Below are 24,195 nucleotides of genomic sequence, written 5' to 3'. Positions count from 1 at the left end.
ATTAATCATTTTTTGAAATTACATTTTCTTCTTCTATAAAGCTTTGAGTCATCCAGGTTTTACTGATTTTTTGTTTAGGTGAGATTCCTAAAACCTCCAGTTTGGCTATATCCTTAACTAAATTTTGATTTCCGGTCAACTTTTTCATAGCGGTTTGATACGCGTTTGAGGTGGAGTCTAATCTTGTTCCAACCGTTTCCAGGTCATCCAGCAATAATTTAAATTTATGGTAGAGCGAAGCTGCATGTTTTGCGATTTCGGTGGCATTTTGCTGTTGTTTTTCATTGCTCCAAATGGTATCTATCGTTCTTAAAGTTGAAAGCAGGGTAGTGGGACTTACCAAAAGTATATTTTTTTGAAAAGCCGTGTAAAAAAAGGAACTATCACTATTTTGAGCAAGATAAAGAGCGGGTTCAATGGGAATGAACATCAGTACAAAGTCGGGGGATTTTATCTTATGGATGTCTTCATATTTCTTGGAACTCAATTCTAAAATATGGTTGCTCAAGGATTTTACGTGTGCTTTTAAATATTTTGACTTCTGGTCTTCATGTTCCTCACTGGAATATTTCTCATAGGCAGTTAAAGAGACTTTAGAGTCTATTACCATTCGTTTATCATTAGGGAGGTGAATTACAACATCGGGCAGGGTTTTATTCCCATCCTCGTCTGTATAAGCTTTTTGGACAAAATATTCCCGGTCCTTTACCAATCCAGATTTCTCTAACACCCTTTCAAGGATTAATTCTCCCCAATTTCCCTGGGTTTTATTTTCACCTTTTAAGGCCTTTGTCAAATTATTGGCCTCTTCGCTTATTTTGATGCTTTGTTCATTTAAATTTTTAAGATATTCCCCAAGCTGGGAGTGCCGTTCTATAAAATCTGTAGTGTTCTTGTCAACTTTCTCTTCAAATATTTTAATCTTTTCATTTAACGGATTCAATATATTTTGAATATTTTCCTTGTTGAGCAAGGTGAATTTTTCCGATTTTTGATCCAGTATTTTATTGGCGAGGTTTTCAAATTCTTTGGTGAACTTTTCCTGAAGCCTGGCAACTTCTTCTTTTTGTTCCAGATTTCGTTGCTGCAGGTTTTCAAATTCAGAATTCCTTCGGGTTAGTTCATCGCTTAAAAAGTCCTTCTCTTTTCTTATGGAATCACGTTCATTCTCCGTCTTTTGAAGTTGAACAGCAGCTTCAGATTTAGCTGTCTGAAATTCAGATTTAAAATTGTCTAACTGATTGTTTAAATGATTTTTATAATCTTCTACATGAAGTTTAAGTTGAATAATCTGTTCCTTTAAAACTGTCTGCTTTCCATTGTTTTTTAAATTTGAAAACAGTCTTCCCAGGTAGATCCCTAAAGCCAGAGCAAAAATAAAAATGAATATAATTAAAAGCGTTTGGTTCATAGAGAAAATCAAATCGGTTTCTTCAAAGATACTTAATTGGTTTTCTTTTAATATGTAGTTATTTATTGTTTTTTAATGGACATAATGAATTCGCATATTTTTATTGGTGTTTGAATCCAGTTTCCGTTATGCTCATTTTATCAAATAAAATCCTATTTCAAAAACAGGTAAGCTTAGGTTTTAATTTTGAAGGATTGGGAGATTTTATCAAAAAATATAAGGTCTGACGGGAACATTCTTGAAAACACATCTTCTTCTATAAGTTGTTTTGGAGTCCCAACCGAAACTTTGTCTTGCTCCATGAGAATGATGCGGTCACATAGTTGCAGCGCCAGATTGATTTCATGAGTCGCAAAGAGAATGCTCTTTTTGGTTTGAAGTGTAAGTTTTTTAAGCAATTTAAGTATATAGGCCTGATGGTAAATATCCAAATGTGTGGTGGGTTCATCCAGAATCACCAATGGCGTGTCCTGGGCAATGGCTCGTGCTATCAATACTTTTTGAAGTTGCCCGTCGCTTAGCTCATAACATTTTTTATGCTGAAGATTTTCAATATCCACCAATTTTAAGGCATTCTGAATATAGTTCAGGTCATTTGAAGTTAAGGTTCCAATCCAGTTGGTATAGGGTTGCCTTCCAAGAGCAATCAGTTCAAAAACACTTAGATTTTTTGAAATGGGTTGTTCAGTAAGGACGATGCTAATCAATTCTGATAGCTTTTCAGAATGAATAGATTTTAAAGGCTTGCCTTCTATAAGGATATCGCCCTTTAATACTTCCTGTACTCCGCTAAGACTTCTCAGTAAAGTGGATTTACCAACCCCGTTAATACCTATAAGGGCCACAAGTTCACCTTCTTCAATTTCAATATTGATATTGGCAGCGATGAGGGCTTCCACTTTTTTACTGCGATATCCTATTTGAAGGTTATCGGTGGCGAGGATGATATTTGAGTTGGACGTTTTGATGACTAAAATAAAAATTTACGTTTTCTTATTAGAAGCCAGATTACTACTGGCGCCCCTATTAATGAAGTGATTGCGTTTATGGGTAATGTGTATTGACTTCCCGGGAGTTGTGCTGCAATATCGCAAACCAACATTAAAATAGCACCGCCCATGATCACGGCGGGTAGTAAGATACGATGATCGTTCACAGGGATCACTTGTCTTATTAAATGCGGAACCGCCAACCCAACAAATGCAATTGGACCAGCAAAGGCCGTAATGCTTCCTGCAAGTAAGCTTGTGGCGATTATTATTACCAACCTGTTTCTGCTAATGCTCACTCCAAGACTTTTAGCGTATTGTTCCCCTAACAATAAAGTGTTTAAATTTTTAATACAGGTTATAGCCAGTATGATTCCCGTAAACCAGAATATTGACAGAATAAAAACTTCCTCCCAGGAAAGGTTTCCGAGACTACCAAAAGACCAGAATACATATTGCTGAAGTTGGGCTGCCGGACTAAAATATGCAAGCACACTTACTACAGCCGCGGTAAGACTTGCGAACATTAATCCAATTATAAGGATTGCCATGGTATCACGAAGTTTTGAAGAAGCCAGTAAAACAGCTAAAAGCACAAGTAAACTTCCTAAACTGGAGGCGATAACCAGACTCCATTTTGAAAGCAGCAAGCCGGCCAGTGTCCCGCTAAACAGGGTTGCTCCCATTAAAATTATAGCAACTCCCAAACTGGCTCCGCTGCTTAGTCCTAAAACATAGGGTCCCGCCAATGGATTCCGAAAAAGTGTTTGCATTAACAAGCCACTTACAGCAAGTCCCGATCCGGTAAGGATCGCAGTAAATACCTTAGGAAGCCGGTATTCCAATATGATGTACCGAAAGCTATCATTGCTTACCTGTTCCTTAAAAACCGAAGCCAAAATATCCATCAAAGGAATATTGACAGAACCTAAACTTATATTTACAAGAGCTGTGAGAATTACTACCAGGAATAGAAGTAATAAAAGTCCGGTATATTTTTTTTGATTCGGCACTTATTCCAGTCTTTTAAAAAATACAGATTCATATTCAGGAAGTAATTCCGGGTGAAAGATGGCGATAAGGTCTTTCAAAACTAGATCGGGTCGATTTGGTGCCAGTTCGTAATAGATCGCCCCGCCGGTTTCTCCTAAGGTATTGCTATAAGTGAAAACCTGTTTATTTTTCACGGCTTTAAATTGATTATAATGCACAGAGGATTCGTTTAACTGCTTAAAAGTTTTAAACTGTCCGGGTGCGATCCAGAAATTGGCATTTTGGGCTTCGCTTAATACCGTTTCGAACGCCAGGGCAATACTGCCGCTTCCGGAGGTGTTTTTGTAGATATAACTTGCATTGGCATCCTTTATAAACCGTGCCGACCAGGAATTTCCGTAGGGAACATACCACTGGTCTTTATACATAGATCCGCTTAAAACTGTAGGAATGGAAGAGGCAGATTCTGCCAGTTTCCTGGCATCAAGATACGCAGTTTCAACTTCCTGGAAGAGTAAAGTTGCTTCTTTGGTTTTGTTGAACAATGCCCCAAAAAAGTTGATCCATTCTGCTTTTCCCAACGGAGTTTCTTCGGTCCAGTCTCCATTAAAAAGCACCGGGATTCCGCTTTTTTCTATGGTGTTAAATGTTTTATTTGTTCCACTCACGGCAAAACCTACGACAGCTTCGGGTTGTAATGCGATGAGCACCTCTGTATTGATGTCTTCATTTTTCCCCAATTCCGTGATTTCACCTTCTTTGATCCTTTCTCTTGTTTTTTCGGATGAAATGTAATCAATTCCAGGAAAGCCTATTAAAGTGTTTTCCTCCTGAAGTGCTTCCAGGGAGGGAATATGTGTGGTAGAAGTCACGACCAGATTTTTGACCGGAATGTTTATTTTATGATCGTATGCTATAGTTAGAGGCACTTTAGATTCCTCCTCAACCAGCAAATAGGTGTAGGTTTTATCTGCTTCCGGCCAGGGATTTTTAACTTTCAGAATCTTAAATCCGTCGTATTGGATAATGGAAAAACCTTTAGCATACTCCATTGCAAGGGTATCTCCGGATAAAGCTATATCTGAAAATTCTTTCTTTTCGGTTTTACAGGAAAAGAAAATCAGAGGAAAAAGAAGAAAAAAGATATTTTTCAAAAGGATTTGTTTTTGGCATCAAAAGTAAGATTATTTAAAATTTTACTGCGCTAAGAAAGATAAATGTTTAATTTCGCATTGAAATTTTGGTTTGATCCGGTTCTATAAATATAGAACCTAATCGATTAAAAGGGAATCAGGTGATTCGTGCTTCGAAGAATCCTGAGCTGTTCCCGCAACTGTACGCTAAGTCCCAAGTTCATTTGGGATGCCTGTTGTTACTACTTCTTAAACCACTGTCCTGTTTAACGGGATGGGAAGGTAAACAACAGGACGCAAGCCAGGAGACCTGCCACAATTCACTAATGTCAAACTTTCGGGATAAGAGTTTGGTGTAGTTTACTACATCTTTTTTCCTGGTAATAATTTAATTTTATGTACAAAAAACTATGGTTATGCAGTGCCGTATTATGCACTGGTTTGTCGTTTTCACAACAAACCGAAAATGATACAATTGAATCTTTAGAGGAAATAGTTCTTATAGATTCAAAATTTGAGTTAAAACGTGAAAACAGTGGAAAAGTAGTGACGAAAATCACTGCGAAGGAGTTGGAAAGAGCTTCCGGACAAACTATTCCGGATGTTATCAACCGTGTGAGCGGTATCGAGATCAACGGTTCCAGGAGCAATGATGGTCAAAACCTTGGATATTATGTAAGAGGTGGAAGAAACCGCGAGGTAGTTATTATGGTAGATGGAGTTCAGTTAAGCGATCCATCCTCAATTTCAAATGATTTTGATTTTCGCCTGCTGCCATTAGATCAGGTGGCTTCCATCGAGATCATTAAAGGGGCTTCCAGCACGCTTTATGGTTCCGGGGCTGCCGCCGCGGTAATCAATATTACTACGAAAGAGCCGGTTGACAAGAAAATAGGATTGCAAGTGCAATCTACCTTCGGAACCAACCAAACACAGCAAAATCAGGATTATGATATCGCACAGTTTGATAATGCGGTTGGATTGAGCGGACGTTTATCAGATTTTAATTATCAGGTAAATTTCAGTCACCGGTATTCAGAAAATATGTCGGCCGTTAAAGCACAAAATGAGGATTTGAAATTTAAAGACGATCCTTTTTCAAAGCAAAATGTTTATGCTCGGGTTGGATACAAGATAAGCGACCAATTAAAATTCTATTTCTACGGAAATTTTGATGAGTTCAGTTCCTCTTTTGATGATGCTTTCATGTATGCCGATGCCGATAATAAATTGAATAGTGAGCAATTTCGCACCGGAAGTCATTGGGAGGCTACATACAAAAACGGAAGTTTCATCTTCAGCGACAGTTATTCAGAATTGAAAAGGGAAATTGTTTCAGGATTTCCCAATAAATATGATAGCAAAGTTTATGCTTTCGACACGTATAATAAATATATCTTCCATGATAAATTTCATACTGTAATTGGGGTAAATGGTATTTTCAGTAGTTTTAACAGCTATAATATTCCATTTGGTGAAACTGAATTTCAGCAAAGCGTAAGTGATGAGATGGCCAATTTTGATATTGTTGACCCATACGTAAATGTGGTGTATATCTCCGGATTTGGTTTTAACCTGAACACCGGAACCCGCTTGAATATTCACAGCGAATATGGTTCAAACTTCGTGTATAATATCAACCCTTCTTATAATTTTGATTTAAATGAAGGGCGAATGAAGCTTTTGGCTTCTTATAGCACTGCTTATATTACGCCTTCCTTATTTCAGTTGTTCGATTCAAACTATGGAAACGGGGATTTGAAGCCGGAGGATAGCCGCACCCTTGAAGCCGGGTTTGAATATCAGCTAGATAAAATTACATTTAGTGGAGTTTATTTCAGAAGAAATTCAGAAAATTTCATAGACTTTGTAACTGTGGATCCTGAAAATTTCATTTCAGAATATCAAAATATTTCTGAAGAATTTACCTCCAAAGGAGTAGAGGTAGAGGTAAGCATTGAGCTTTTGGAAAACCTTAATTTTTCAGGGAATTACACCTTCACGGAAGCAGCTGAAAGATTTGCGCTGCGTATCCCAAAACACAAAATCAATGCAGGTTTGCATTTTCAAATTAGTAAAAACACCTTTACATCACTGAACTATCAGTTTAATGATACAAGAACCGACCGGTTTTTTAACAATGAGACTTTTGAAAGTGAGCAAGTAGCGCTTGAGAGTTTTAATATTCTTGATTTTCACATCAATCATAGAATAAGCGACCATGTTAAGCTGTTTGGAGGAGTTACAAACATTACCAATGAGAGCTACGAAGAGATCTACAGGTTTAATTCCAGAGGCAGAAATGCGAAAATAGGGGTTGCTTTAAATTTTTAGACCCTCATTGAAGGTTTGCCACTAGTTTACTTATCTTTCAAGGAATTAAAAAAGGGGTTTCGATTTAATCGAAACCCCTTTATATTTGACATATTGACTTATTAATTGATAAGTTCCGGGATTTTGTCGATATACATTTTTTGATAATCCAGTTGATCCATTCCACTTTCTCCAACAGGCTTAAATTTTTCAATAGACTCAGGAATAGAAACTCTATTGCCAAGGATTACATCTAAAGCCAGCTTTAGAAAAGGTTCATTAGGATCTCCCAATTGTCCGAGATTTTGATAATCTTCTGAAATCGCATAATCCGGATCCAGTCCGTTGATATAATCTGAAACACCTGCAGAATTTACCGATTTTAAAACCAAAGGCTGAATTGCATAGGTGTGAGTTGTATTTGCATTTTCTCTCCCAAAGTTTTGGGAATCATATAAGGTAACCGAAGCCTGGAATTTACCGGTAGTGGTTTCCCCAATTTGTACCACATCTATATAAGGTGTAAGACCGTTAATCACCAATTCACTGGCCGAAGCAGATCTATTTGTGGTTAGAACATACACAGTTCCAAGATTTAAACTGTTGATTAATTCTCCGGTTTTTAAAGTTGTATTGAACTTATTTAAAAGTCTCTCCTGTAAAGCCGGGGTACTTTCAAAATATGCTTGATATTTTGCATTCCATACTTCTTTCATAAAAATATCTCCGGCAAACTGCCCGGTAATCATAGACGCTAAATCTGTAGCTGTTCTAACAGATCCACCTCCGTTGTAACGAAGATCCAAAACAAGATCTGTTACGCTGGCATTCTTGAATTCCCCGAAGGCATCATTCAATTCTTTGTCAAAATCGCCAGTAAAACTATCATAATAAATATAGCCTACCTTTTTTCCTTCAGTTTCAATTACTTTTGAAACAAATACCGGATTTTTAACATATTCCCGTTTGGTCAATGTAAAGGTTTCATCTAGATTGGAAATGCTAGAGTCTTCAATTTTAGCGAGGCCAATGGTAAAAGTATCGGGCGCTAAAAGTGTTTGATAATTAGCATCGGTTAATTGTTGTCCATCTACCCTGTTAAATATCATTCCTCTCTCTACACCTTCTTCATCTGCAGAAGTATTGGGGAGTACGAGACGGACATAGCCAAATATTTCGCTACAGCTGGAACAATATCTCACTAAACCATAGGAAAGTCCGGATGTTTTACTTATCCCACTGAATAAATTTTCCAGTTCTACATAATCATCCACTAAAAAACTAAATCTATCCTGACTTGCAGTAACACCATTATCAAAGAGATCTTCTGGAGAAGAATAGTTATCTAAAAAGTCGTTTCTTTCAGTCTGGGAAGAGAAATAATTATCGGCCAAAACCGGAACATCTGCTTTATAAAGATAGATTTCATTCATTCCGCGGTAAATAAAGTTTTCCACCACCAAATTGCGCTCTTCTCCCGGAACCGGGGGAGTTGGACCTATATCATCTGCATCATTCGAACAGGAGCTAGTAATGCCTATAAATAAAAAGGCAAATAAAACAAGTTTGTGAATTTTCAAAGAATTTTTCATAGAATTTTTAGTAGGGTGTTAAAAGTAATTACAATATTGTAATTTGAAAAAAATAGTTTGTAACAAATTACTTTTATAATCGTCGTAAATATAAGACGGTGAATTTAAACCAACGTTAAATGAATCAAAAAACCTTTATTGGTGTTGTAAATCCGGTTAAGGATAAAATGTACCGTTTAGCACTTCGATTGTTAATTTCTAAAGATTCTGCTGAAGATGCTACTCAGGAGGTTCTTTTGAAATTATGGGATCGGAAGAATAAACTCAAGGATTATGCCAATATAGAAGCTTTTGCAATGACTGTCACTAAGAATTACTGCCTGGATCAGTTAAAATCCAAACAGAATAATAATTTGAAGATAGTGCACACCAATTATGAAAGTCAGGACCGGTCTGCCTTCGAGCAACTTGAAACCAATGACAGGTTAAAAGAAATTTCGCGAATTCTTGAAACCTTGCCCGAGCAACAAAAATTGATTTTTCAATTAAGGGATATTGAGGAATATGAATATGAAGAGATCGCAAAAGTGATGAATATGAACGAAACCGCCATAAGAGTGTCCCTGTCCAGAGCAAGAAAAAAAATAAGGATAGAACTGTTAAAAAAAGATAGTTATGGAATTAAATAAATTAGAATCCCTGCTGAAAAGATTTGATGATGGGGAAACAAGCCTGGAGGAGGAAAAATTTTTAAAGGAATATTTCCATTTAGTAAAAGTACCCAATCATCTTAAGGAGTATCAATTGATCTTCAATTTTTCAGAAAAGGAAAAAAACATCCACCACCCCGGGAAGATTAAATTAAAGTCGGGAAGGAAATGGTATGCCATTGGTTTAGCTGCAAGCATTCTTATAGCTGTTGGAATTTTTACATTTCAGGAAAATGAGCAACAAAATTTCTCACAAAGTGAGCTTGGAACCATCGAAAACCCTGAGGAGGCTTATTATAAGGCTAAAGAAACGCTGCAAATGGTGGCACAGATAATGAATAACGGTAAACAAGAATTAGTGTACTTAGAGGAATTTAATAAAACTAAAAATCAAATCATAAAAATTAAATAACATGAAAAAATCAATCTTAATAATTGCAATTGGTCTAATTTCCTTAGTTGGAAATGCACAAAATTTTCAGAAGTATGAAACTATGAAAGATGTGGATGCCATGATAATGACCAGCAAGATGTTTAAACTTCTTGCAAAAGTGGATATTAGTACGGATGATCCAGAGGCACAACAGTATATAAACCTGATCGAAAATTTAAAGGAAATAAGGATTTTCACTACGAACCAAACCGCTATACAGGCTCAAATGGCATCCGATGTTACCGCCTATTTGGGAAAAGGATCCCTGGAGCAATTGATGCGGGTTAACGAGGGAGGAAGAAATATAAAATTTTATTCTAAACCCGGAAGAAATGAAAATTACGTAAGCGAGCTTTTTATGTTCATGGAAGGTGAAAAGGACGGAAAGCCAATTTCGGTAATCATGAGCATCACCGGTGATATTGATCTTACACAACTTTCTAAATTGGCTTCAGATTTGAAAGTTCCTGGAGCAGATGAATTGAAGAATGTTAACAAAAAGTCTAAAAAATAGTTTGCATTTGAATCTATTACCGAAACGAATTATTGAATTTTTAAATTTAATATAATGAAAAAAACAACATTTTTAGGAGTTGCTTTACTAGGCTTGCTTTTTGGTTGCAACAATGGGGAAAGCCTGCAGCAATATTATGTTGCAAATCAGGAAAACAAGCAATTTGTTGCTATAGATGTTCCTGCAAGTATGTTTACCAGTTCTGAAACGCTTAGCCCGAAACAAAAAGTAACTATGGAGACCATCAAAAAGATTAATTTGTTGGCAATTCCCAAAAAAACTGAAAATCTTCAGGCAATCGAAGATGAACAGATCAAAATTACCGAGATCCTGAAAAATGAAAAGTATCAATTATTGATGCGTTATGGTGGAGGCGATAAGCGTGTGGAAATCTATTACACAGGAGATGAAGAAGCGGTAGACGAAATAATTGTTTATGGGTTTGATGAAGATCGTGGGATGGGATTGGCCAGGGTTCTTGGCGATGATATGAATCCTGGTGATATCTTAAGCTTGTTTAGATCTCTTGAAAAAGGCGATATTGATATGGATGGTTTGAAAGGGATAACTTCTATGTTTATTGAAAAAACAGAATAGTTGGGTAGATATGAATCAAAAAAGCCGGGTATTTAAAAATACTCCGGCTTTCTTGATTATAAAATAGTTGGTTTAGATACCGGTGTAGTTCTGAGGGGTAATAGCCTTTAATTCATCTTTAATATCATCAGAGATATCCAGTGTTTCAATAAAATTAGACATACTTTCTTTATTGATCACTTCATTTGTTCGGGTTAATCCCTTAAGGGCTTCATAAGGATTTGCATAGCCTTCCCTTCTTAAAATAGTTTGAATCGCCTCGGCAACAACCGCCCAGTTATTTTCGAGATCTTGTTCGATTTTTGTTTTATTCAGCAATAATTTATTCAAGCCTTTAAGTGTAGACTGAAATGCAATAAGCGTATGAGCGATTGGAACTCCTATATTTCTTAAGACAGTACTGTCGGTTAAATCCCTTTGCAAACGGCTTACCGGTAATTTAGCTGAAAGATGTTCAAAAATAGCGTTGGCGATACCAAGATTACCTTCACTGTTTTCAAAATCTATAGGGTTTACTTTATGGGGCATCGCAGAGGACCCTACTTCCCCTTCTTTTATTCTTTGCTTGAAATAATCCATGGATACATAGGTCCAGAAATCCCTGTCAAGATCAAGTAAAATGGTATTGATTCTTTTTAAGGCATCAAAAAGAGCAGCCATATTATCATAATGCTCGATTTGAGTTGTAGGAAATGAATGGTCAAGACCTAAAGTGCCCTCCACAAATCCGGAACCGAATTCTTTCCAGTTAATCGACGGATAGGCAACTTTATGCGCATTATAATTCCCTGTTGCACCACCAAATTTGGCAGAATGTGGAATCAGGCTTAAATTCTTTTGCTGAGCTTTTAGTCTTGTTGTGTAAACCTCCATTTCTTTTCCCAGGCGGGTAGGGGATGCCGGTTGTCCATGGGTTCTTGCCAAAAGGGGGATTGCAGCCCAATCCTTGCTTAAAACCGTTAGCTTATCTATAATTTCATTTAAAGAAGGCAAATAAACATTTTCCACAGCTTCTTTCAAACTTAAAGGTACCGCGGTATTATTTATATCCTGTGAAGTAAGGCCAAAATGAATGAATTCCTTAAACTCCTGAAGTTCCAGCACATCAAATTTTTCCTTGATGAAATATTCTACAGCCTTAACATCATGATTTGTTGTTTTTTCTATTTCCTTTACAGCTGCTGCATCAATAGCCGTAAAATTTTCATAGATATTTCTAAGGCCAGAGAATGATTTTTTATCAATATTCTTAAGTTGAGGTAAAGGCAATTTGCAAAGAGCGATAAAATATTCAATTTCTACTCGAACCCTGTACTTTATAAGCGCCTCCTCACTGAAATAAATGATAAGATCCTTGGTTTTTTGATGATATCTCCCGTCTATTGGTGAAATTGCTGTTAGCGGCGTCATTTTTATTGATTTAAATTTGAAGCGCCAAAGGTAAGTCTTTAGCAAATTTTAAAAAGACTCTTTTGATGTTAATTTAAAAACCCCTCACCAAGGGTTTAGATTTTACCAACATCTTCCAGTAAAGTCCGGGTTAAATAATACCGGATTTCTGAATATTATTAATTTTTGGTTCTGTTTTAGGAAATTACAAAAAGGTCGTTAACCGCAAAGGGAACAAAGTTTCTGTAGAGGGCACAAAGTTTGATAAACCTGAAACCACACCTTCAGTGGGCATTCCAAATAACTCGTTGGGCAGTTTTGAAAGATTAATTGGAAATTTAAGTTGTAATCTCTAAAAGTTGGTCTACAAGGTTAGGTACACCTACGGAAGCTTTTTCGCTGATTACTGTAATATCAGGCCCCGGAGAAATGGTAGGTTTAGGATCTATAAAATAAATTTTGGTGCCCTGCTTCACAAAGTCGATGAGAGCGGCAGCCGGATAAACCTGCAGTGAGGTTCCAATTATTATTAGAATATCTGCCTTTTCAGTGATTTCTGCGGCTACAGGAAACATTGGGACAGCCTCACCAAACCATACAACGTGTGGCCTTAACTGAAAGTTATGCTCACAGAAATCCCCGGGATTCAAATCGGATCTCCAATCCATAACGAGGTTTTCATTAAAAGTACTTCTCACTTTCAAAAGTTCCCCATGAAGATGCGTAACATTAGTGCTTCCTGCTCTTTCGTGAAGATCATCAATATTTTGCGTTACCACGCTTACCTTATATTTTTCCTCCAGTTTAACAATGGCAAGGTGCGCGGGGTTAGGCTCAACCGTCAAAAGCTGTTTCCGGCGTTCATTATAAAATTGTAAAACTTTTTTGGTATTTCGTTCCCAACCCTGGGGTGAAGCCACCTCCATGATGTCGTGACCTTCCCATAAACCATCGGCATCCCTAAATGTTTTTATTCCGCTTTCAGCACTTATTCCTGCTCCGGTAAGTACAACTATATGTCTCATTGGAAATTCAAATTCCTCCTAAATTAATATTTTAAAGGAATAAACTCAGTAAGATTTTATTTATTTTTCAGAAGCAATTATTTTTTTCGCAAAACTGGAATGTTATTTTGGGCAGATCCTAATCCCTCATGTCAGGTAAATACTCGAAAATCAAGCGGTATACCTAAAAAACCCATTTCTGTTCGGAAATGGGTTTTTTTAAAATATTAATTGGATCAGAAAGTCTGATGCTTATTTTTTATTGCAGGATGGGTAATTTGATAGAATGTATTTGAAGAACAGTTTTTTCCAATTCACCTTTCATTTTATTTTTATAAATTTCCGTTTCCTCTTTCATTTCATTTACAAGCGTATCATAGTATTCAATTCCGCTCAATAAATTAGTTTTAAACTCTTCAAAATACTTCAATTTTCGCCCGTTTATTGTTTCTACGGATTCCTCGATTTCATTTTTTAAATAATCTACATAAATCCCCAATTCCTTGACAAACAGGTTAGGTCTGTAGGTATCGTTCAGAAGGTTTATTTTTCCATAGATATGATTCACCATTTCAGAAAGGGTAGAATTTTTGGAAAAATATGCCAAATTAGGTCCCGGGCATACTGAAACGCTATCGCCGTCTGTAGATTTCAAAAGGCCGTGGTTTATATAAGGAGTCGTTACCAAACCGGTGCATATACAGGATTTTTCCGTTATCTTATTGTATTCCCTGCTGTGTTGTTCCTTCGAAATATCTTTTTTTGCGTCAAGTTCTTTTATTTTTGCTTTCTGATATTGGCGGGAAGCAGTACAAATTGGTCTATCTGTAAATTCTTTGTTAAACAATTTCAAAAATTGACTTGGGCAGGAACTTCCCGGCCTTCCTTTTTTTATTTTAGCATCTCTTTCCAAATCCTTTGAAGAATTCCTCAACGAATTAAAGGGAATTCCCATGGGAGAGGTGTTACTTAGGTACAGGTCTTCTTTTCCTGCGTTGAGCAGTTTTTCTAAAGTATCGTCATCAACATTTACTACCTTAGGTACAAGCAAAAATGGGGTTCCCCATCCTATGCTGTCCAAATTGTAATAATCTAATAAAAAGTTGTGTTCCTTGGCGGTTCCAACCCCGCCCTGGGCCGTGATCTTTAGGTCTAAGGGTTTGCTTAAGGTTGGCCTCCCGGAAAGGGAAAGTGCTTCGTTTAAGATTTTATGAACTTCCTGAATCAACTCCGATTTATTTTGTTTGAATTCTTCCAGGATTGGCCCCATAAGGAATCCATTGGTTGCAAAGGCGTGGCCACCACAATTAAGTCCGGATTCAATTCGGTATTCTGAGATCCATATCCCTTTTTTAGCCAGGAATTTACCCTGTACCAAAGCTGAACGGTAATCACTTACCTTCAAAATTATTTTTTTTCCGAGTTTTTCATTTTTGTCAGGAAAAAAAACATCAAAATTGGACATGTAGCTATATAATCTTGGACTTAAACCAGCTGAAAGCACCAATCCTGAGGCATTCAGGTTAGAGTTTGCATAACCTCTTACTGCAGCGTGCGCATCATTGAATTCTGCAGCTAACTTTTCACCTTTTTTGGTGTAGTTATCTTTATCTATCTTGGTCATAATGTTAACATCAATAGAACCAAGAACTAAACTTTCCTTTAACTCTTTCTGAAGAGAGGCTCTAACTGTTTTCTCTTTTTCCTCAAGCATTAAAAGGTATCCCTTTTTAAGCTGGGAAGAATCGGGAAGCATTTCAAAGTACTTTGTTAAATTACTTACTGTGTTAAATGACTCTTTTTTTAAGTTTTTAAAATTGTTTGAGACAATTAAATTGATGAGGTTAAGATAAGCAGTTAATCGTTTTGCTCTGTAATCTTCCTGATTGGTATCAATTTCGGAATAAGACAATTCGTATTTATCACAATAAAATTTTCTCATTCTCTCAGCCAATCCATCATCTACCAAAGATATAACCGAGGAAATTCCAAAATGAGAAACCTTTACCGGAGTATCTATTGTAAATCCAACGCCCATTACCGGGATCTGAAAACTGTGTGCTTCTAACATATTAATAATTAGTAAGATGATTATTTATTTTTTCTATGCAAAGATAGTTATCTTTTATAGTGGATATTCCTAAAATACAATTTTTTATTTTTAATCATTATAAATAACAGTATTTTTTCCAATGATTTTAAATTATCGGTTAACTTTAATACAGCTATTTTTCTTCGAGTTGCCAAAAGGAACTAATTGAAAAATAAGTATGAGCTAATGGGCGAAACTATATTTTTTCCTCATCTAAATATTGTTGAAATTGGTTTTTATGGGTAAAATATGATATCTATCACCTTTAAAAAAAATATGTTTCAAACTTTTTTGCCCGAATGCGAAAAACAGATCGTTTTTTTCCATCCCTTCCCGGTTTTTTTAGGGAATAGGAACAAGTTAAATTTTATTACCAACAAGCTCGGGAAGCAATAAGAACGTTTCGAAATAAGTGTAATGTCACGATAACATGCAATTGTTAATTTTTAGAGCTGGCCAACTTGTTTAATCCCTCATTGAGGATTTCCCTCGAAGTTTTAAAAGTATTTTCCTCCCGATGTATCTGGATGTAGCTTCCAGGCTTGCCCCGAGGTTTTTGATTTTAAAGGCCAAAGTTGAATAAGCTTTTATAATAACCCCAGCCTTCGAACTTCTTCGATTTTGTGACTGGCTTTTGTTGTAGGATCCAAAAAGTTTATATTATCGCACTTAGATCTCGTTAACAGGAAATTACAAGTCAGCAACTGGGTCTTGCCATATTTAAAAAGGTGCTCCATATGCAGATTCTGTAAAAATCTTATAGGCCAATTTCTACAGAAAAATCATTCTTTAGAAACAGGGATTGAGTATTTTGTGCGTTCAAAAAGTATAGGAACCAATAACTGTAACGGAAAATTAAATGAAAACAACTAAAAACAGGTGGCTAATTGCATTATCTGCAGTAGGTATACATCTTTCCATAGGTGCGGCATATGCATACAGCGTTTACACAATGCCCCTGGTAAACACGATGGGCTGGTCTGTTTCATCGGTTACATTGGCTTTTACAATTATGATGGTGCTTGGGGGTGGATCTGCCGCCTTATTTGGAAGATTGGTAGAGCGCAATGGCCCAAGAAGATCGGCCATTTTTGCTGCTGTTCTTTTTGGATTGGGCCAGGCAGGATCCGGCTTTGCTGTTGCCTTCGATTCCCTAACGCTGTTCCTTTTAACCTACGGATTCCTTAGCGGATTGGGACTGGGAATTGGTTATATCTCGCCGGTTTCCACACTTGTAAAATGGTTTCCAGATCGGCGTGGCCTGGCAACGGGTATGGCTGTTTTGGGCTTTGGTTCGGGGGCACTAATCACAGCTCCGGTTGCTGCGTGGATGATTGAAAGTATAGGGATTTCTTCAACTTTTTATATACTTGGTGGCTGCTATTTTTTATTGATGACTTCTGCTGCACTTTACATCGCACCTCCTCCGCGGGATTGGGTTCCTAAAGTTAAAATGAAGAAAGAATTTAATTTTGCGACCATAAAAATTAAAGAGGACCTGGCACAGTTAACCGCTAAGGAAGCGGTGAAAACAAAACATTTCTGGATGCTGTGGGCCATTATGCTCATAAATACCAGCGCCGGGATTATGATGATTTCGGTTGCCTCGCCCATGGCACAAACGGTAGTCGGCTTGTCTGCCGCTGCCGCCGCTACTATGGTGGGGATTATGGGGATTTTTAATGGTGCCGGCAGGCTGGGATGGGCGGCGGTTTCAGATTATATTTCCCGCCCCGTTGTATATATCATTTTCTTTATAATACAATTGGTAACATTTTTAACGCTCCCTATAATAGCAAGCGCAATTGTATTCCAGGTGTTAATCTTCCTCGTAGTAAGTTGCTATGGTGGAGGATTCTCCAATCTTCCTGCCTTTATTGGCGATCTCTTTGGAACGAAAGAACTCGGTGCCATTCATGGGTACTTGTTGACCACCTGGTCCTTGGGCGGATTGATTGGCCCAACCTTAGTATCCCAAATTTATACAAGGACCGGAAGCTATGTTCCTGTCTTTTATGTGTTCGCATTTTTAACCGCAGTGGCTTTTGTCATTGCCATTCTCTTAAAAGCAGATGTCAGGAAGATACAAAAACAACAGGGCAAACCGGTTCTTAATTCAGTTTCTGGATAAGTATAACTACGGATATATAGAATATTCCAGGACAGTTATTCAGTAGGGTATCCTCTTTCAGGTGCTGGCGCGAAAATATTCTGAAAGAAATAAAGTTGTTAAAGGCCTTTTTAGATTGTTGAGGGGAATGTGTGTTAGTTATGAAAAATATAATTAAAATAAATATAAAAATTTGAACTTTACTGTTATCCCTGAATAAATTGAGTTAGAGAATGGAAAAGGTGTTATCCCTGAACAAATGGAGTTAGAGAATGGAAAAGAATAGATGGATGGATTATACAAACCCGCAAAAAAACATAAAGCAAGTTGGAATCGATTAAAATAAAAAAAGCAACAGAACAGGATATTGACCGATTACAGTTAATAGGGAAACAGACTTTTGCCGAAACTTTTTCTTCAGAAAACAGCGAAGAAAATATGAGAGAATACTTGGAGAAAGAATTTTCAATCGAAAAATTAAAGTCGGAATTAACAGACGAAAATTCAGAATTTTATTTTGCAAAACTTGACAATGAAACAATCGGTTATTTAAAAATAAATATTGGTCAGTCACAAACTGAAATAAAAGGCACAAATTCACTTGAAATAGAGCGGATTTACGTACTGAGGGAATTTTACGGAAAAAAAGTTGGACAAATACTTTACTATAAAGCAATTGAAATAGCAAAAGGCAATAATGTAGACTATGTTTGGTTGGGCGTATGGGAACAAAATTTGAGAGCAATCCGATTTTATGAAAAAAATGGTTTTGTGGAATTTAACAAACATGTTTTTGTATTAGGAGAAGATGAACAAACGGACATAATGATGAAACTAAAATTAAATTAAAAAAAGACAGTTCTTCGCAAATGGGCGTTTTAAAAGTTGCTTTCGCCGCTGTTAGGTTTGACTTTGTCTAATTTGCGATTTCAAGATCTTTTGCCCTTGTTTAAAGGCTTTATGGTTTGACTGAGCAGGAAATCGCTTTAGTAGAATGTTCATAAAAAAAATGTAAATTTTAGGTGACTCGTGCTTTCTTAATAAGAAGAAGGAATGAATAAATCGAAGCCCAAATTGAGTTAAGAATAAGTTGAACAAGATGGCAGAGAATTTTAAACATAAATTTGATTTATCAATATCAAAAAGAAGATAAAATAGCGAGGATTGTGGATTGACTTCTTTTCCAAATGAACCGTGTCCATGTGGTAGTTGAAAGAAATATAAAAAGTGTTGTGGATAATGGAGGAATATTGAGACCTCACAGTATCTGTGAGGTCTGTTTAATAGGTTTAAGGTGGTTCAAAGCTGTGAAAGTTAATGTTGAGCAGCAGGGAATGCTTTCAGGAACAACCCGGTGGAACTTTCCCTAACTGCTTGTAATAGAACCCACGCCGTGAATTATTAGTCATCTGCTTTTTATTAACAAAAAATTATCTTAAAGCGTTTTTTAGTTAATTAATGTATAAATTTGAAAGAAATCAAACCCAAACCTCAAGCCTCAAACTGTTATGTTTCACCCCTACAATTATTTACAAACCGAATTTTACGATCTCCTTAAAAACGATGTGTCAATCTCTAAATGGCTGAGTGAGAACAGTATTGATGGCATATGGTATTGTGATCTTGAACAACCCGGAAATTTATGGATAAGCGGTTCTTTCTGGAAAACCTTAGGTTATGCTGTGGAAGAGGAGGAGAGCGCATTTAAATCATCTGAAAAAGACAGGGATCTTGCAATTCATTTATTTACGGAATGTGTCGCAAATCATGAAAAATATTTTGATGTAGATTTTAAATTTGGAAACAAAGGGCGGGAACTGGTTCTATTTCAGGGAAGAGGGAAAGCTGTTAAGAACGCTGAAGGAAGAGTATCCCGACTATTAATTCTTCATACCGATCTAAGTCGCAATAAAAAAATAGACCAGGAATTGCTATGGGAAAATAAGGGGCTTCAAGAAACCAGCAAAATTTCTCAGGAAGCCAATGAACTTGCACGCATTGGTGGATGGCATATAGATTTAACCAATGAAATATTAACCTGGACAAAAATTGCCAGGGATATTCACGAAGTGGACAGGGATTATATTCCAACCCTGGATACTGCTCTTAATTTTTATAAGGAAGGAGAAAGCCGGGACCAGATCAATTATTTGTTCAGGGCTGCTGTTGAAAACGGGATCCCGTATAAAGAAGAATTACAGCTGGTTACGGCCAAAGGAAACGTGATTTGGGTAAGTGTTTTTGGAAAACCTGAACTTAAAAACGGGAAATGCGTAAAAATACATGGCGCTATTCAGGATATTGATCAGAAGAAAAAAAGCGAACTGGAATTGAAATTTAGTACAGACAAGTTTCAGCAAATCTTCAGCAAATCTTCCATTGGTATAATATTAGTGGGACAAAACAGTAAAATTTTAAAGGTGAATCCCGCTGCCCTTGCCATCTTTGGGTATAAGGAATCGGATTTAGAGGAGGTTTTAAATTTAACCTTTAGGGATGTTACTCACCCGGAAGATCTGGAAACTACAAATTCTTATAGGGAACGACTATTATCAGGCGAGATAGACAACTATAAACTTGAAACCAGGTTTATTTTAAAGACGGGAGAAATTATTTGGTGTAATGTGAGCACATCGATTTTTTCTGAACCTGATGAGGTTGGTTACTTAATTATTACCCAGGTAGAAGATATTACCTCCCGTAAAAAATTGGAAAACCAGGTTCAGGAAAACGCCAATTTCTTTAAAAATGCTTTTGAATTTTCACCTAACGCGATGGCGATGGTTTCCCTCAAAGGAAGGTTCTTAAAGGTCAACCGAAAATTAGCTCAAACTGTAGGCTATTTCCAGGAAGAATTGTTGGATCGGAATTTTCAGGAAATTACGCATCCTGATGATTCTGATACCGATTTAGAATTGCTAAATGAAATAGTTGCACGTAAGCGGGAAAACTATCAAATTGAAAAAAGATATATCCATAAAGATGGAAGTATTATTTATGGGTTGCTCAATGTTTCCCTTTTACGCGGAAAGGAAGGGGAACCTCTCTATTTTATAGCTCAAATAAATGACATTACTGAAAACAGGGAAGCAAAGGAAGCTTTAAAACAGAGCCTCTGTGAGCTTCAGGGTATCATGGATGCCACCACTCAGGTGATCATTATTGAAACCGATCTCGATGGGATCGTGCGAAAATTTAATAAGGGGGCCGAAAACTTATTGGGTTACACCTCTCATGAATTTAATCAGAATATGAACATCCGACTTCTTCACGATAAAGAAGAAGTATTTCAACGGGAGCAATTACTTTCAAAAAGGTATCCCGGGGAGATTAGTGGGTTGGATGTTTTTGTTTTGAGAGCCAAACAAGGAAAAATTGATACCAGGGAGTGGACCTATATCCGTAAAGATGGCACCAGGTTTCCTGTACAACTTGCGATTACTTCCATTAAAGATGAAAAAGGTGAAATTACAGGCTACTTAGGCGTAGCATCAGATATTTCCAATTTAAAAAATATTGAAAATGAACTTCGTGAAAGTAAGCAACGGTGGCAGTTTGCACTTGAAGGCTCGGGAGATGGAGTTTGGGACTGGGACATTCCGGAAGGAAAACAATATATGTCTGAGCAGGCTAAAAATATGTTGGGATTTGATGCCGCAGAGGCTCTAACAGATGTAAAAAAATGGGATAAAAGGATTCATCCTGAGGAAAGAGAAAAATCGCAAAGGGCGGTGATGGATTATTTTGAAGGCAAAGCTCCGGGTTACAATATCGAAAAGCGAATTAAATGTAAAGACGGTGATTACAAATGGATATTGGACAGAGGTAAAATTATTGAATGGGATAAGTCGGGAAAGCCCTTGAGAATGATCGGGACACAATCTGATATCACCGATAGAAAAGAAATGGAAAACTCCCTGGTAAATGCAAAGCTTAAAGCTGAAGCGGCCAATAAATCCAAATCGGAATTCCTGGCAAATATGAGTCACGAAATCAGAACGCCCTTAAATGGAGTTATTGGTTTTACAGATCTATTGATGAAAACCGAACTTTCTAAAAGTCAAAAGCAATATATGCAAACGGTCTATTATTCGGCCAATACTTTATTGGATCTAATCAATGATATTCTGGATTTTTCTAAAATTGAAGCTGGAAAACTGGAGCTCAGCAATGAGAAAACAGACCTTATAGAACTTTGCGGACAAACAATAGATATTATTAAGCACCAGGCACATAAAAAGGACCTGGAAGTGCTGCTCAATATTTCTTCAGATATTAATCGCTTCATCTATGCAGATGCCATCCGCATCCGGCAAATAATTACCAATCTTTTAGGGAATGCCGTAAAATTCACCGAAAAAGGGGAAGTAGAATTAAAAATTGAAGCTACTCCTTGTGAAAATACTCTGGATGAAATGCTGTACACTTTTTCCATTCGCGATACGGGGATTGGAATTGCGCCCAACAATCTTCAAAAGGTATTTAATGCTTTTGACCAGGAGGACGCATCAACAACCCGGAAATACGGAGGAACTGGCTTAGGACTAACCATAAGCAACAAACTTCTCGGATTAATGGACAGCAAACTTGAAGTGACAAGTGAATTAGGCACAGGTAGCGTGTTTTCATTTGAAATCAGGTTTAAGGCTGAAAAAGGAGAAGATTATTTAAAAGAAACTACGAAAGCGATCAACAGGGTTCTTGTTGTTGATGACAATAGAAATAACCGGATCATTCTTAAAGAAATGTTGGCCATTGGTAATATTGAGTCTGAACTGGTATCCAACGGGATCGAGGCATTACAATCCCTGGAGGGCATTAACAGATTCGATTTGGCCATTGTAGATTATAATATGCCATATATGAACGGGATCGATTTAATTGGCCATATTCGAAATAAACTTAATTATACCCAGGAAGATTTGCCAATAATATTATTGCATAGTTCTGCCGATGATGAGAAAATTTATCAGGCTTGTAAAGATTTAAATGTTCAGTTTAATATCACAAAACCCATACAAATTGATCAACTTTTTAATATGCTGAAAAATATGAAGGTTTCAGCTACTGAAAAAGTGCCCACAAATACTTCTAAGGATCTCATTAAATCTGCAACGGTATATACTGTTTTAGTGGCAGAGGACAATCCTGTAAATAAATTCCTGGCCAAAACAATTATCCTGAAAGCATTGCCAAATGCGAACATTTTGGAAGCGGAAAATGGATTGGAGGCCGTAGAAATGTATAAAAATGTACCAATAGATCTTATTTTAATGGATATCCAAATGCCAGTTATGAGCGGATTTGAAGCAACCCAAAAAATAAGATCCTTAGAGAGCAATGGCAGTCATGTTCCCATTGTTGCACTTACCGCGAGAACCTTAAAAGGAGAGCAGGAGCGATGTGCAGAGTTTGGGATGGATGATTATATTACCAAGCCGGTGATTTTCAATACAATACGGGATCTTGTTCAAACGTATTTGATCGCGTCACAACCGAATGAACGAAATTACCTACATAAAAATGAGCCAGGGAAAGAGGATTTAGGTTAAAACCATAAAAAAACGAGTCTATAAACATAAGAAGAATTCTTAAATTCTTAATTTTGTTGACTTTATTATTTGTTAATTGCATTTTAAAAGCCTTTATTCAATTAAAAAAGAAGTACTTTTAAACCTAAATCATATTCTAAAAAAATCATAAAATATGAAATAGCAGCAATTGAAAAAATATAATCGTCAAAAATTAAAAATCTGAATCAGGTAATTTAGCCCCAAATCGCCCCCTTTCATGAAAAACCCAAATGCTTCCCTACAAGCAGCGCCTACTATTTTATTGGTAGAAAGCAACATAACAGAACAGGAAAATTTTGCTCACATAGCATTGCAGCAAGGCTGGCAGCTGGTGATATGTCACTCCGGCATTGATGCAATCCATTGGTTTAATAAAACCAACAAGGCAGATATTCTTGTAATTGAGGAAAATTCCACTCCTTTAAACGGATATCAAACCGCCGATTATATTAAAACAGAATTGGGATTAATGCTGCCGGTATTGATCACTGTTGGCACTGTTCCAACTCCACAGGAATTCCGCGTAATCGCTTATGCGGAGGGGGTTATAAAAAAGCCTTTTATAAAATCTACCGCCATTCTTGAAATTAACGAAATTCTGGAAAGGCTCCCGGAAAAATCTCCAGCCCAAACCGATTGTTATTCACTAAATTATTTAAGGGATATTTTCGAAGGTCATGAGGAATCTGTTTTTGAATCCTTGAAATTGTTCAGCACTTCGGTTAACACAGAGCTCGAGCAGTTAAATATTGAACTTCAGGATAAGGATTTTAACAGGATCCGGGAGATAGCCCACAGTATAAAACCTTCGTTTGAAATGTTGGAAAATGAAACTGGGAGGAGCATTTGCCAACTACTGAATTCTGAAGTTGTAGAAACCAAAATGCCAGGACTTATACATGACCTGCATCTGGAATTTGCATCAATAAAAAAACAACTAACACGGGATTTCCCCGATTTGAAGATAGGAGGATGAAAAAGATATTAGTTATTGAAGATAACCCCATGGTGATCAAGTCTTTAGAATTTAAACTCACCAAGGACGGTCACGAAGTGCTAATTGCGAAGGATGGAAGGGAAGCCATGAAATTTTTAAAGGAAGCCAATTTCGATTTAATTTTAACCGATTTAATGCTGCCTTTTGTCACGGGAAAAGAATTGATAAGTTATATTAAGAAAAATTCGCCTAAAACCCCCATTATCGTATTGTCAACCTCTACCCAGGAAAATATAATAATGGACTCGTTTAATATGGGCGTAGACGATTTTATAACAAAACCTTTCAGTCCAAACGAACTCTCTCTTAGGGTAAAACGGTTTTTAAATAAAGCTTAAGACTGAATTTAGTTAGAAAGGTAATGTTTTAGAACATTGTGAATTATTTTATAGATTTCAATTAAGA

At 36.8% G+C, this 24,195-nt stretch carries 18 protein-coding genes and 1 riboswitch; of the genes, 10 read left to right on the top strand and 8 right to left on the bottom strand.

The genetic code is table 11. The annotated features are described in order from the left end of the window. Nucleotide 1: 1 nt before the first annotated feature. From rmuC to ACKGJN_RS13750, 4 genes are all read right to left on the bottom strand, one after another. Entirely contained in the window at nt 2–1,411 is a 1,410-nt protein-coding gene (gene rmuC / locus ACKGJN_RS13765; protein WP_409540127.1) for a DNA recombination protein RmuC, read from the bottom strand. Nucleotides 1,412–1,584: 173 nt separating this feature from the next. Beyond that, the gene (locus tag ACKGJN_RS13760; RefSeq protein WP_409540192.1) at nt 1,585–2,379 is read right to left on the bottom strand and encodes an ABC transporter ATP-binding protein; all 795 of its coding nucleotides are present in this window, start codon (nt 2,377–2,379) and stop codon (nt 1,585–1,587) included. Between the two features lie 2 nt (nt 2,380–2,381). Further along, complete coding sequence (locus ACKGJN_RS13755; RefSeq protein ID WP_409540126.1) at nt 2,382–3,413, bottom strand: iron chelate uptake ABC transporter family permease subunit; 1,032 nt, start codon at nt 3,411–3,413, stop codon at nt 2,382–2,384. Then, complete coding sequence (locus ACKGJN_RS13750; RefSeq protein ID WP_409540125.1) at nt 3,414–4,547, bottom strand: ABC transporter substrate-binding protein; 1,134 nt, start codon at nt 4,545–4,547, stop codon at nt 3,414–3,416. An 80-nt stretch (nt 4,548–4,627) separates the two neighbouring features. Further along, a riboswitch (cobalamin riboswitch) is annotated at nt 4,628–4,858 on the top strand. 64 nt (nt 4,859–4,922) lie between these two features. Here ACKGJN_RS13750 and ACKGJN_RS13745 point away from each other — a divergent pair. After that, complete coding sequence (locus ACKGJN_RS13745; RefSeq protein WP_409540124.1) at nt 4,923–6,860, top strand: TonB-dependent receptor plug domain-containing protein; 1,938 nt, start codon at nt 4,923–4,925, stop codon at nt 6,858–6,860. A 101-nt stretch (nt 6,861–6,961) separates the two neighbouring features. On the opposite strand, the gene ACKGJN_RS13740 is transcribed toward ACKGJN_RS13745, so the two are convergent. Then, entirely contained in the window at nt 6,962–8,431 is a 1,470-nt protein-coding gene (locus ACKGJN_RS13740; protein ID WP_409540123.1) for a S41 family peptidase, read from the bottom strand. A gap of 119 nt (nt 8,432–8,550) precedes the next feature. On the opposite strand from ACKGJN_RS13740, the gene ACKGJN_RS13735 reads away from it, so the two are divergent. The 4 genes from ACKGJN_RS13735 to ACKGJN_RS13720 are packed head-to-tail and all read left to right on the top strand — an operon-like array spanning nt 8,551 to nt 10,625. Beyond that, entirely contained in the window at nt 8,551–9,060 is a 510-nt protein-coding gene (locus ACKGJN_RS13735; RefSeq protein ID WP_409540122.1) for an RNA polymerase sigma factor, read from the top strand. Continuing rightward, the gene (locus ACKGJN_RS13730; RefSeq protein ID WP_409540121.1) at nt 9,047–9,493 is read left to right on the top strand and encodes a hypothetical protein; all 447 of its coding nucleotides are present in this window, start codon (nt 9,047–9,049) and stop codon (nt 9,491–9,493) included. The genes ACKGJN_RS13735 and ACKGJN_RS13730 overlap by 14 nt, the downstream gene beginning before the upstream one ends. 1 nt (nt 9,494) lies before the next feature. Continuing rightward, complete coding sequence (locus ACKGJN_RS13725; RefSeq protein ID WP_409540120.1) at nt 9,495–10,028, top strand: DUF4252 domain-containing protein; 534 nt, start codon at nt 9,495–9,497, stop codon at nt 10,026–10,028. 54 nt (nt 10,029–10,082) lie between these two features. Further along, complete coding sequence (locus ACKGJN_RS13720) at nt 10,083–10,625, top strand: DUF4252 domain-containing protein (protein ID WP_409540119.1); 543 nt, start codon at nt 10,083–10,085, stop codon at nt 10,623–10,625. Between the two features lie 72 nt (nt 10,626–10,697). On the opposite strand, the gene purB is transcribed toward ACKGJN_RS13720, so the two are convergent. The 3 genes from purB to ACKGJN_RS13705 form a co-directional block, all read right to left on the bottom strand. Next, nucleotides 10,698–12,035, bottom strand: a complete 1,338-nt coding sequence (gene purB, locus ACKGJN_RS13715; protein WP_409540118.1) for an adenylosuccinate lyase — start codon at nt 12,033–12,035, stop codon at nt 10,698–10,700. Nucleotides 12,036–12,352: 317 nt separating this feature from the next. Further along, on the bottom strand, nt 12,353–13,039 hold the full coding sequence (locus tag ACKGJN_RS13710; RefSeq protein WP_409540117.1) for an SIR2 family NAD-dependent protein deacylase: 687 nt from the start codon (nt 13,037–13,039) through the stop codon (nt 12,353–12,355). 238 nt (nt 13,040–13,277) lie between these two features. Beyond that, nucleotides 13,278–15,089 carry a hypothetical protein gene (locus ACKGJN_RS13705; protein ID WP_409540116.1) on the bottom strand — a complete coding sequence of 604 codons (1,812 nt, stop codon included), beginning with the start codon at nt 15,087–15,089 and terminating at the stop codon, nt 13,278–13,280. Nucleotides 15,090–15,969: 880 nt separating this feature from the next. Between ACKGJN_RS13705 and ACKGJN_RS13700 the strand changes: the two genes are divergently transcribed. The 5 genes from ACKGJN_RS13700 to ACKGJN_RS13680 all read left to right on the top strand — a co-directional run bounded on the left by ACKGJN_RS13700 (nt 15,970) and on the right by ACKGJN_RS13680 (nt 24,128). After that, entirely contained in the window at nt 15,970–17,241 is a 1,272-nt protein-coding gene (locus tag ACKGJN_RS13700; protein ID WP_409540115.1) for an L-lactate MFS transporter, read from the top strand. Nucleotides 17,242–17,547: 306 nt separating this feature from the next. Beyond that, nucleotides 17,548–18,069: a GNAT family N-acetyltransferase gene (locus ACKGJN_RS13695; RefSeq protein ID WP_409540114.1), complete on the top strand. Its 522-nt coding sequence runs from the start codon at nt 17,548–17,550 to the stop codon at nt 18,067–18,069. 659 nt (nt 18,070–18,728) lie between these two features. Next, a complete protein-coding gene (locus ACKGJN_RS13690) occupies nt 18,729–22,772 on the top strand; it encodes a PAS domain S-box protein (protein ID WP_409540113.1) in 4,044 nt (1,347 codons plus the stop codon). 238 nt (nt 22,773–23,010) lie between these two features. Then, nucleotides 23,011–23,769 (top strand): Hpt domain-containing protein, encoded by a 759-nt coding sequence (locus ACKGJN_RS13685; RefSeq protein ID WP_409540112.1) that lies wholly within the window; start codon nt 23,011–23,013, stop codon nt 23,767–23,769. Then, nucleotides 23,766–24,128 carry a response regulator transcription factor gene (locus ACKGJN_RS13680; RefSeq protein WP_409540111.1) on the top strand — a complete coding sequence of 121 codons (363 nt, stop codon included), beginning with the start codon at nt 23,766–23,768 and terminating at the stop codon, nt 24,126–24,128. Before ACKGJN_RS13685 ends, ACKGJN_RS13680 begins: the two co-directional genes overlap by 4 nt. The last annotated feature ends 67 nt before the right edge of the window (nt 24,129–24,195 follow it).

It is taken from the genome of Gillisia xinjiangensis (assembly GCF_046298265.1).
In the GTDB taxonomy this organism is placed as follows: Bacteria; Bacteroidota; Bacteroidia; order Flavobacteriales; family Flavobacteriaceae; genus Gillisia; species Gillisia xinjiangensis.
Note: the sequence above shows the minus strand (reverse complement) of the source record. Positions and strands in the feature narration are given on the sequence as shown.